This is a genomic window from Mucilaginibacter sp. (assembly GCF_039921305.1).
In the GTDB taxonomy this organism is placed as follows: domain Bacteria; phylum Bacteroidota; class Bacteroidia; order Sphingobacteriales; family Sphingobacteriaceae; genus Mucilaginibacter.
Genome location: NZ_JBDSCA010000040.1, coordinates 123,592 through 134,313, shown reverse-complemented (window position 1 = coordinate 134,313; position 10,722 = coordinate 123,592). Strand labels below are relative to the sequence as shown.

General features: G+C 43.7%; 11 protein-coding genes. 6 read left to right on the top strand and 5 right to left on the bottom strand.

The window, feature by feature from the left end:
- Nucleotides 1-242 precede the first annotated feature (242 nt).
- Nucleotides 243-539 carry a Dabb family protein gene (locus ABIN91_RS11960; RefSeq protein WP_348051340.1) on the top strand — a complete coding sequence of 99 codons (297 nt, stop codon included), beginning with the start codon at nt 243-245 and terminating at the stop codon, nt 537-539.
- A 126-nt stretch (nt 540-665) separates the two neighbouring features.
- Here the strand turns inward: ABIN91_RS11960 and cmk are convergent, their stop codons facing one another.
- Nucleotides 666-1,337, bottom strand: coding sequence for a (d)CMP kinase (gene cmk / locus ABIN91_RS11955; protein WP_348051339.1), 672 nt, complete (start codon nt 1,335-1,337; stop codon nt 666-668).
- A 27-nt stretch (nt 1,338-1,364) separates the two neighbouring features.
- Between cmk and arfB the strand changes: the two genes are divergently transcribed.
- Nucleotides 1,365-1,781, top strand: a complete 417-nt coding sequence (gene arfB / locus ABIN91_RS11950) for an alternative ribosome rescue aminoacyl-tRNA hydrolase ArfB (RefSeq protein ID WP_348051338.1) — start codon at nt 1,365-1,367, stop codon at nt 1,779-1,781.
- Between the two features lie 90 nt (nt 1,782-1,871).
- Here arfB and ABIN91_RS11945 read toward each other — a convergent pair whose 3' ends face one another.
- On the bottom strand, nt 1,872-2,843 hold the full coding sequence (locus ABIN91_RS11945; RefSeq protein WP_348051337.1) for a lipid A deacylase LpxR family protein: 972 nt from the start codon (nt 2,841-2,843) through the stop codon (nt 1,872-1,874).
- A 75-nt stretch (nt 2,844-2,918) separates the two neighbouring features.
- Nucleotides 2,919-5,393, bottom strand: a complete 2,475-nt coding sequence (gene lon / locus ABIN91_RS11940) for an endopeptidase La (protein WP_348051336.1) — start codon at nt 5,391-5,393, stop codon at nt 2,919-2,921.
- 239 nt (nt 5,394-5,632) lie between these two features.
- Between lon and ABIN91_RS11935 the strand changes: the two genes are divergently transcribed.
- Nucleotides 5,633-6,268 (top strand): tetratricopeptide repeat protein, encoded by a 636-nt coding sequence (locus ABIN91_RS11935; protein WP_348051335.1) that lies wholly within the window; start codon nt 5,633-5,635, stop codon nt 6,266-6,268.
- Between the two features lie 314 nt (nt 6,269-6,582).
- On the opposite strand, the gene ABIN91_RS11930 is transcribed toward ABIN91_RS11935, so the two are convergent.
- Together ABIN91_RS11930 and gpmI are read right to left on the bottom strand one after the other, a co-directional pair.
- Nucleotides 6,583-7,116 (bottom strand): hypothetical protein, encoded by a 534-nt coding sequence (locus ABIN91_RS11930; RefSeq protein ID WP_348051334.1) that lies wholly within the window; start codon nt 7,114-7,116, stop codon nt 6,583-6,585.
- Nucleotides 7,103-8,647: a 2,3-bisphosphoglycerate-independent phosphoglycerate mutase gene (gene gpmI, locus ABIN91_RS11925; RefSeq protein ID WP_348051333.1), complete on the bottom strand. Its 1,545-nt coding sequence runs from the start codon at nt 8,645-8,647 to the stop codon at nt 7,103-7,105. Before gpmI ends, ABIN91_RS11930 begins: the two co-directional genes overlap by 14 nt.
- A gap of 139 nt (nt 8,648-8,786) precedes the next feature.
- Between gpmI and ABIN91_RS11920 the strand changes: the two genes are divergently transcribed.
- From ABIN91_RS11920 to plsY, 3 genes are read left to right on the top strand one after another with little or no spacing between them, the layout of a single operon-like run.
- Nucleotides 8,787-9,140: a DUF4783 domain-containing protein gene (locus ABIN91_RS11920; RefSeq protein WP_348051332.1), complete on the top strand. Its 354-nt coding sequence runs from the start codon at nt 8,787-8,789 to the stop codon at nt 9,138-9,140.
- Between the two features lie 42 nt (nt 9,141-9,182).
- Complete coding sequence (gene nadC, locus ABIN91_RS11915) at nt 9,183-10,031, top strand: carboxylating nicotinate-nucleotide diphosphorylase (protein WP_348051331.1); 849 nt, start codon at nt 9,183-9,185, stop codon at nt 10,029-10,031.
- Nucleotides 10,032-10,074: 43 nt separating this feature from the next.
- Nucleotides 10,075-10,722: a glycerol-3-phosphate 1-O-acyltransferase PlsY gene (gene plsY, locus ABIN91_RS11910; RefSeq protein ID WP_348051330.1), complete on the top strand. Its 648-nt coding sequence runs from the start codon at nt 10,075-10,077 to the stop codon at nt 10,720-10,722.

Sequence of the window (10,722 nt, the reverse complement as noted above, 5' to 3'; positions counted from 1 at the left end):
GTAACACACCCCTCCACCCCTCTCAAGAGGGGAATCGCGCAAGGCCACCGCTTTTCTAAATATTGAAAACTTTTATAATTACCCTTGAGAGGCGGCGCGTTGGGATTGCGGTTGCAGGGGTGTGTTTCTACGCGCGACGAACATTGCCTGACGCAGAGTAACACACCCCTCCACCCCTCTCAAGAGGGGAATCGCGCAAGGCCGATGCTTCTTTAAATGCTACCAATTATTACCTTTGGCGCATGATAGCACACCACGTTTTATTCTGGCTTAAAGCCGATACCACCGACGATCAGAAAGCAGCCTTCCGCAAAAGCTTAGAAACCTTAAAAGGTGTTGAAGTTGTTAAAACACTGCACATAGGCACACCTGCCCCAATTGAGCGCGCCGTTGTTGATACTACTTATACCTTCAGTTTGTTTTTGTTGTTTGACGATTTGGCCGCGCACGATGTTTACCAGGTACACCCTTTGCACAAGGCATTTTTAGATGAGTTCCGCGTGTGTTTTGATAAGGTTATTATTTACGACGCGCAGTAAAAATTATCTCCATCATGTCATTGCGAGGAACGAAGCAATCGCACGGAGGCAAGACGGCTGTGCATGTCCGCCCTGTACAGTTCGCGATTGCTTCGTGCCTCGCAATGACAAAAAGTAAATATCACCCTACAAAAACGGCTGCAATTTCTCTACCGCGAAAGCCAGTTGCTCATCGGGCGTTAAATCGGTATTGTCTAATATAATGGCGTCGTGGGCTCTGGTCAGGGGGCTTTCGGCGCGAGTTGTGTCTTGATAATCGCGGTGGGCGAGGTTGTCAAAAACATCTTCCAAAGTCAGGTCCGGGTTTTTGGCGGTTAGCTCTTTAAAGCGTCTTTCGGCGCGTATGAGCGGGTCGGCGGTCATAAATAACTTGAGCTGCGCATCCGGGAAAACCACGGTACCAATATCACGGCCATCCATCACAATGTTTTTTGATTTAGCCATGCGTTGCTGCTGTTTCACCATTTCAACCCGAACGGCATGTATAGCGGCTACCGGACTTACGCTGTTGGCCACGTGCATCTGGCGGATCTCTTCGGATACCTCCTCGTCGTTCAGCATAATATGGGTTTCGTAATCGCGCGAGTGAAAGTTGAGGTGAATATCCTGTAAAGCCTGTGCTATTTGGCTTTCATCTTTTAAATCAATATCATTGCGCAAAAAATACAAGGTAACTGCCCGGTACATCGCGCCGCTGTCGATATATATATAGTGAAGTTTTTTAGCCAGAGCTTTGGCTAAAGTACTTTTCCCGCAACTCGAATACCCATCAATGGCAACTACAATGTTTTTACTCATACAAGGGACAAATTTACAATTTTTGAAATGACTTTTACTAAAACCGACCTGCAAACAAACGTACATTATAAAACTTCGCGCAGCGGGGGCAAGGGCGGCCAAAACGTGAACAAGGTATCGAGCAAGGTGGAGCTATTGTTCTCGATAAACGATTCGACCTTGTTTACCGACGAAGAAAAGCTGATACTCAACACCAAACTGCAACCACGTTTAAACAAGGATGGCTTAGTCCAGGTAATTTGCGAGGAGGATCGCAGCCAGCTCTTCAACAAACAAATAGCTTTAGAAAAATTAGCCGACATATTGACCAAAGCCCTGCACCAACCCAAAAAACGCAAGGTCAGCAAAATATCCAAAGCCTCAAAAGCGGCAAGGTTGGATGATAAACGCAGAGCAGCCTTAAAGAAGATAAACCGGAGTAAACGTGATTATACCGCTGATTAGATTTGATTTTTATGATTGGTTTGATTTTTAATCAAACCAACATGCTCGGGGTAATCAACGAAATCACACTAATCATAAAAAAATCAACGGTCAAAATCGATACATCGCACTCAAAGCACCCCACTGGTGCCCCCAATGCCCGGTATGCGACATGAGCTCCGTTTCGCGGGTTTCAAATACGATGGATGCATCAAATACCCAGCGGTTTTTTACGTAAGAGCCGCCAACCTGTTGGGTAAATAAAAATAAGTTGGGCCAGCTTAACACCTCATCCGGGCCGGCTTGTTTTTCAAACAGGCCGCCTTGTATGGTAGCATCATAAACCACCACATTCAATATGGGTTTGTAATAAAAAAAGAACTCACTATCGTGAAGCGGCTTTAAATTACCATTTGCCGAAACCGTGCTATTGGTAGCCGCCGAATTAAACAACTGGTTAAACTTACCCCATCGTACCAAAAAACCCGCGCCTGCGCCGGTTATACCCGTACCCAAATCGGCATGGCTGGTTAGCGATAGGTCGATATGGTTATCCCGTGTTAAAAGCCTGTTATACTCGGCCGATAAATTGAGCTGGAAGGCATCCTGCACCTGGTATTGCCAGCCTGTGGGGTGGTAAAAACCAATCACATCATGTATCACATCCTGTATCTCTTCGCCAAAAGCATGTTGGCCAACCATGCCTACGCGGGCCTGTAGTTTCAGGTTGCTTTCGTTTTTATAAAGCAGGTTTAGGTTGGTTCCTAAATACAAGTATCCTGCAAAAGGGCGGTCAATATAAATACGATCGGGAATGCCCCCGGTTTGCGGGTTAAATATCTTTTGCCCCAACTCAAAGCCCAGTATCTTGTTAGCCAGTTTTGATTTGGCGGTATCCGCAATTTTTAAGGCGTGGCGGTAATAACCAAAGTTACCGGCGGTGTAATACCTGTCGCTCTTCTGGGCCAAAAAACCATCATTGTCTGATTGTATACCAGCCTCGTTTTGATAAGTTTTAACTTGAGCGAAGGAGATAGAATAAGAAAATATGAATAAGAACGGGAATAGAAATTTAGACTTCATTATAAAAATATGGTGGGCAAAATTAGAAAAAGCCGGAGATTTATCCGGCTTTCATATTCATATTTTAATTAAAGGTTAATTCAAAACCGGTTTAGGGTCTTCTTTTATGGTCAGATCCAAAGGTTCTTTAACCTGTTGTTTCAATAGGGCCAGGTCAATCACCTCGCGCATTTCGCGCACGTAATGGAATTGCAGGTCCTTAATATAATCTTCCTTGATCTCCAGGATGTCTTTTTCGTTTGATTTACATAAGATGATCTCTTTAATATTGGCACGTTTAGCCGCCAGTATTTTTTCTTTGATCCCACCTACAGGCAATACTTTCCCGCGAAGGGTGATTTCGCCCGTCATAGCCAGATGCGTTTTAACCTTGCGCTGCGTAAATGCCGATGTTAAAGCCGTGAGCATGGTTATCCCAGCCGATGGTCCATCCTTAGGCGTAGCGCCAGCCGGTACGTGCACATGCACATCCCATTGGTCAAACAACCGTGGGTCAATATTAAAGTACGATGCATGGGCGCGCAGGTAAGCCAAGGCTATCACCGCCGATTCCTTCATCACATCGCCCAAACTACCGGTTAAGGTCAATTTACCCTTACCGGGACTCAAGCTCGATTCGATGAATAATATATCGCCGCCAACCTGTGTCCAGGCTAAACCTGTAACCACGCCGGCAACCTCGTTGTTTTCGTATTGGTCCTTATCAAAAATGGGGGCGCCTAATATGCGTTCCACATCATCTTTGCTTACGGCAGGGTTGTAGGCCTCTTCCATAGCAATGTTTTTGGCAATGCCACGTACCAGAGAACCTATCTTTTTCTCCAAAGCCCGCACGCCCGATTCGCGGGTGTACTCTTCAACCACCTTTTCTAAAACGTTATTTTTCAGCGTTACATCCTTCAGCTTTAAGCCGTGAGCTTCGCGTTGTTTGGGTACGAGGTGTTGTTTGGCAATCTCTATCTTTTCTTCAATGGTATAACCGTTCACCTCAATGATCTCCATTCTGTCTAACAAAGCTGGCTGGATTGAGCTCAATGAGTTTGCTGTAGCGATGAACATCACATTAGACAGGTCGAAATCCATCTCCACATAATGATCATAAAAAGTACTGTTCTGCTCAGGATCCAAAACCTCTAACAAGGCCGACGACGGATCGCCACGGAAATCGTTACCGACCTTATCAATCTCATCTAAAATAAACACGGGGTTAGCCGCGCCCGCTTTTTTGATGGACGATATGATACGCCCCGGCATAGCGCCAATATAAGTTTTACGGTGACCGCGAATTTCGGCCTCATCACGTATCCCACCCAAAGCCATACGCACATACTTGCGGCCCAAAGCCTTGGCTATTGATTTACCTAACGAAGTTTTACCAACGCCCGGAGGGCCAACCAAACAAAGTATAGGCGCTTTCATATCGTGCTTTAGCTTCAATACGGCCAGGTACTCAATAATACGTTGTTTAACCTTATCTAAACCAAAGTGGTCTTTATCCAAAACCTTTTGGGCACGTTTAAGGTCAAAGTTATCTTTTGTGAACTCGTTCCAGGGCAGGTCTAACAGTAGCTCTAAGTAATTGATCTGCACCGAATAATCTGCGGCGGCGGGATTGGTGCGAACCAGTTTTTCCAACTCTTTTTTAAAGTGATCGCCAACATCTTTGCCCCATTTCTTTTTAAGGGAGCGCTTACGCAGATCCTCAATCTCCAGATCGGGAGAGTTACCGCCCAGCTCTTCCTGTATGGTTTTCAGTTGCTGATTTAAAAAGTAATCGCGTTGTTGCTTGTCTAAATCAATACGAACCTTGCTTTGTATCTGGTTCTTCAGCTCAAGCATTTGTATCTCAACCGTCAAATGTTCTAAAATAAGGTGGGCGCGGTCGCGCACGTTATTTAGCTCCAGCAGTTTTTGTTTGGCGGCCATATCGGCATTCATGTTCGATGAGATGAAATTCACCAAAAACGTAGTGCTTTCAATGTTGCGTATGGCGATGCCTGCCTCGCTCGGTATGTTTGGCGAAAGCTGTATAATGCTCATCGCCATGTCTTTTATTGATGATATGGTAGCCTTAAACTCCTTATCTTCTTTCGATTTGATCTCGTTAAAGGGTTGTATCGTGGCCTTAATATAAGGTTCGCTTTGCACCTCTTCGCCCAATACAAAACGTTTTTTGCCTTGCAAAATAACGGTGGTATTACCATCGGGCATTTGCAGCATTTTAATAATGAGGGCTATGGTACCAACCTGGTTAAGCTGGTTAAAATTGGGGTCTTCAATACCCACATCCTGTTGCGCAACTACCCCTATCATGCGGTCGCCTTTGTTGGCATCGCGTATTAACTTGATTGATTTATCCCGGCCAACGGTAATAGGTATCACCACACCCGGAAACAGGACAGTATTACGGAGTGGCAATATTGGCAGTACATCAGGCAGTTGCTCGTTATTCATTTCCTCCTCGTCTTCTGACGACATGAGGGGGAAAAACTCGGAATCTTCGTTTATTATCGGCAAAGTATTTTTAAAATCGAATGGATCAAAACTCATGGAGCAGTCTTTATATTTTATAATTAACGTCAAGTTGTCAGCCCGCTGTATAAAAGTAGGGTAATATAAGTAGTTTTTAACAAACCAACGCTTAATAGTATAGTGTTTCAAAAGCTATACCAAAGGTTTTAAGTGTGCCACAATTTTATGTTAATAATTTATTTAACACATTATGTATAATAAAATGTTACAATTGCAGTTTACTATACTGATTCCCAATTAATGAATTTTTGTTTCTGATGAAACTTTCCGTCATACTGTCCCTATTAATCATTACTTCGTTCGAGGTTACACAGGCGCAAAACGCTTATGTAAAATTGGGACAACAAGCCTTAATGGATGGCGATTTCAGGCAAGCCGTGGCCCATCTGGAAAAGGCATGTGTAACAGATTCAACCAATGCCAACGCGCTTTGGATGCTGGGCTACTCATACTACCACAGCGAAAACTACCGCAAAGCCATTGCCACCTACAATAAAGTTGTCGAAATAAAACCTACCGATTGCTCGGCCTACTACTACCGCGCCATGGCCAAAAGTTATTGCGCCCGCGATGCCCAGGCCACCGCCGCCGATAAAGAAAAGAATTTGTTAGGCGCCATACTCGATCTGAGCAAGGCCATTAACATTAACCCTAACGATATTAAGTTTTACCAAAACAGGGGCATATTTTACCGCGATTATGGCGTGTTCAAACTGCAAAAAGCCAATAAGTTTTATGATAAGGTACGCGGCGTAAACTCCCTAAAAGCCTCCGTTGCCGATCTGGAAAAGGTTTTGAGCGATAATCCTACCCGTAAAGATATCAGCACCCAGCTCGATCTGTCGAAACAACAACTTACGCTGGCTACTGCGGTGACACCGGCGCATAGCTAATCAATCTTACCCGTTTCCGGGATAAGAAATATCATAGCAAAATATCATTTCGAATAATAAACCGAGGCCCGTAAAGGGCAATTATAAGTGAAAGAAAGCGGGTGAAAGAAAGCGGGTGAAAGAAAAAGCAGTGGCCTTTGTGCGATTCCCCTCTTGAGAGGGGTGGAGGGGTGTGTTACTCTGCGCCATACATCTTCGTCGCGCGTACAAACACACCCCTGCCACTACACTTCCCAACGCGCCCCCTCTCAAGAGGGGAATCGCACAAGGCCACTGCTTTTTTATTAATGGTAAATCAACTTACTTTAAATCCCTTACTTCAACTTCCCCGTTATCAAATAATTATTGCTCCCCAGTATTCTAACCGATTGGTGCTTTTCTATCTGGTAAAGCGAATCGGGGTAGTAAGCCAGCACATCCTTAGTTTGATAAAGCATGTTCTTGGTGAAATTGCTTATCGCGATAAGCTTAATGTGGTTTGCTTTTGATACGATGAGAACACTGCGCGTACGCAAATTGGTATCAATAGCCGTGTAAATTGTAGAATCGTTTTGGGTTGTAACCCGGTAACTGTCCTTCCAGGCGGGCTTGTTAATGTCCGATTCGATAAACAAACCCAGCTCGCGCTTCCAGTTTTTTACCGTAACCGTTTTTTGCTCCGGGCTGTTATTATAGTTCACCGTTTTTAAAACTGTAGAATGGAGTTTCTCCATTCTATCAGCTTCATCGGTAAAATACTTTTTCAGGTCAAAATACTTTGCGGCGCCATTGTCCTTAATTTCGGGTTTACAGGCGGCTACAAAAACAACACTAAGGGCTAAAACAATATTGCGTTTACACCAATACATTCTCGCTCATAATGTTAGGGATGGGTACGCCTAATATTTTTAACACGGTAGGGGCAATATCGCCCAGTTTACCATCTTTAACTTCTTTATAATCTGCATCAATCAAAATGCAGGGTACCAGGTTGGTGGTGTGCGCGGTGTTTGGCGTGCCATCATCATTTATCATAAACTCGGCATTGCCGTGGTCGGCAATAATGATGAACGAGTAGCCGTTAGCGATACCGGTTTCAACCACTTCTTTGGTACAGGCATCAACGGTTTCGGCGGCTTTAACTACAGCTTCGAATACGCCGGTGTGGCCAACCATATCTGTATTGGCAAAGTTGAGGCAAATAAAATCCGCCCAGCCAGCTTTCAATTCCGGTAATATCGCATCGCGGATACCTAATGCGCTCATTTCGGGCTGCATATCATAAGTAGCTACCTTTGGCGAGGGTATCAGCAAGCGTTTCTCACCCTCAAATTCCTTTTCGCGACCGCCAGAGAAGAAGAACGTAACATGCGGGTATTTTTCAGTTTCCGCAATCCGGATCTGCGTTTTACCTGCCGCCTCTAAAGTTTCGCCCAAAGTGTTCACTAAATCATCTTTCGTAAATATTACCTGCACCTTTTTAAAGGTTTCGTCATAAGTGGTCATGGTGATGTAGTGCAAGTCGAGCGGGTGCATAGCCTGCTCCGGGAAAGCCTTCTGCGTAAGCGCCTGCGTAATTTCGCGGCCACGATCGGTACGGAAATTAAAGCAGATCACTACATCGCCGTCTTTAATAACAGCTATCGGCTGGCCGTTATCATCAGTTTTAATAATCGGTAAAATAAACTCATCGGTAACACCATCGGCGTACGATTGCCTGATAGAACCAACCAGATCATGCGTGCCTGTTCCTTCGCCGTTAACCATTACATCATAGGCCTTTCTCACACGTTCCCAGCGGTTATCCCTATCCATGGCATAATACCTGCCAATGGCCGATGCTATCTGAACGTTGGTATCTTTAATATGATTTTCAACTTCGGTAATGTATTTAGCGCCGCTATTAGGGTCGGTATCGCGGCCATCTAAAAACGCGTGAATGTAAACGTGCGGTAATTTGTAGCGCTCGGCAACATCGCACAGGCCCAATAAGTGTTTGGTATGCGAGTGTACGCCACCATCGGATACCAATCCTATAAAGTGTACATCCCTGTTATTTTCTTTAGCATAAGTAAAAGCCTGTTTTACAACCGGGTTTTCGTCAAACTCTTTTTCTTCAACAGCTTTATTTATGCGGCCCAGTTCCTGGTAAACCACGCGGCCCGCGCCCAAATTCATGTGGCCAACTTCGCTGTTGCCCATTTGCCCGGCAGGCAAACCTACCGATGTGCCCGAAGCTTGCAGCTTGGAGTGTGGGTATTGCTCTAAAAGCGAATCAAAAAAAGGAGTTTTTGCAGCTAAAATAGCATTCGATTTATCGTTACGGCCATAACCCCATCCATCCAGGATTATTAAGGCGACTTTTTTATTTGTTTTTTGCACGCTGCAAATATAAATCATTTGTTAATTTTTGTATATTTAAATGATTTAACAAACGTTAAATGTTTATCAACACCTTTTGGCACAATAATGGTGCTGTTTAATAAGTAATTATATTAAAATGAAAACTATTTGCCTTCTGTTTATATTTTCATTTTCAATGATCCAGCTTAAGGCTGCCGATCCGGTTGAGCAAACAGTTTCTTTGTTAAAACAAAGCAGCTGGGCCGACTTATATAAAACCTTCGCGAAAAACGTTGACCTTAATATTTTAGGCGAAGGTGATGTTTATACCAAAGATCAGGCCGAAGTTATCCTGAATAATTTTTTCACTAAAAACCAGCCTTTCACGGTAAAGTTGATACACCAGGTTAAGTCTAACGCCGATTTGAAATACATGGTGGTAGCTTTAAGCAGCAAAAGCGGCACCTATCGTACCTCAATTTCGCTGCGCAATAACAATGGCGCCTTCCAGGTCAATGAGTTACACATTGAAGCCGAAAAAGCCAAATAGCTAAAAGTATTTTTTTACTTTTGGGCGTTATAATCATATAAATTGGACAAAAACGCAATCCGTAAATATATTGCCGACTATCTGCAAGAAGATGTTGGCGATGGCGATCATACCTCGTTATCAACCATTCCGGCAGGTACACAAGGCAAAGCCAAACTGTTAGTTAAAGAAGATGGCATTTTAGCCGGGGTAGCCATAGCGCTCGAAATATTTGATGTTATTGACGCCGACCTAAAAGCCGAGGTTTTTATTCAGGACGGCTCGCCCATAAAGGTTGGCGATATCGCTTTAACTGTATCGGGCAGTACCCACAGCATTTTAAAAGCCGAGCGATTGATGTTGAATGTGATGCAACGCATGAGTGCTATAGCCACGCAAACCCATCAAATTGTTGAACTTTTAAAAGGCACCCACACAAAAATTTTAGATACCCGTAAAACAACACCGGGCTTTAGGTACTTCGAAAAGCTTGCCGTAAAGATAGGAGGGGGCGTTAATCACCGTTTTGGTTTGTATGATATGATCCTGATCAAAGATAATCATGTAGATTATTCGGGAGGAATTAGCAATGCCATCAACAATGCGAAGCAATATTTGTTAAGCAATAATAAACAACTGGATATTGAGATAGAAGTGCGTAATTTTAATGAGTTAGACCAGGCCATGAAAGCCGGCGGGGTACAACGCATTATGCTGGATAATTTTAGCACTGCTGATCTTAAAAAGGCTGTTGATATAATAAACGACCAATTTATAACCGAAGCTTCGGGCGGGATAACTATTGATAATGTACGTGCTTATGCCGAGTGCGGTGTAAACTATATTTCGATAGGGGCCTTAACACATTCCGTTAAAAGCCTCGACCTGAGCCTGAAAGCTGTTAATGCATAATTTATATGGATAGTACAACCGCAATTAGTATTATTGTAGTGAGATGATTTCAATATATTCGATTTCAGCGCTCATACTGGCCTACTTATTTGGATCAATACCCACGGCTGTATGGATTGGGCAAGCCTTTTATAAAGTTGACGTGCGCGAGTACGGAAGCGGTAATGCTGGTGCAACCAATACATTTAGGGTTTTGGGCAAAAAAGCCGGTGTGCCGGTAATGCTTATTGATATTTTTAAGGGTTGGGCGGCTACAAACCTGGCTTTCTTTATAGGGATATCAACTACGGGCGGCGCGCATTCTAACGTTTTTGTTAACTATCAGCTGGCTCTGGGTATTACCGCGGTAATGGGGCACCTGTTTCCTATATTTGCTGGTTTTAGGGGCGGCAAAGGCGTTGCAACATTATTCGGTATGATTTTGGCTGTACACTTACAGGCATCGCTGCTTTGTGTTTGTGTATTTATTGCTGTACTGTTGATCACTAAATATGTATCGTTAAGTTCTATAGTAGCCAGCTTTACTTATTTAATGGGGGTTACATTTATATTCCCCATGTATAAAAGTTCGGTTATTATATACGGCATGTGTATTTGTGTGCTCATTATGGTTACACATCAAAAAAATATTGAACGTTTGTTAAAAGGGAGCGAGTCTAAAGTAAATCTGTTTAAGCGTAAAACTACCTGA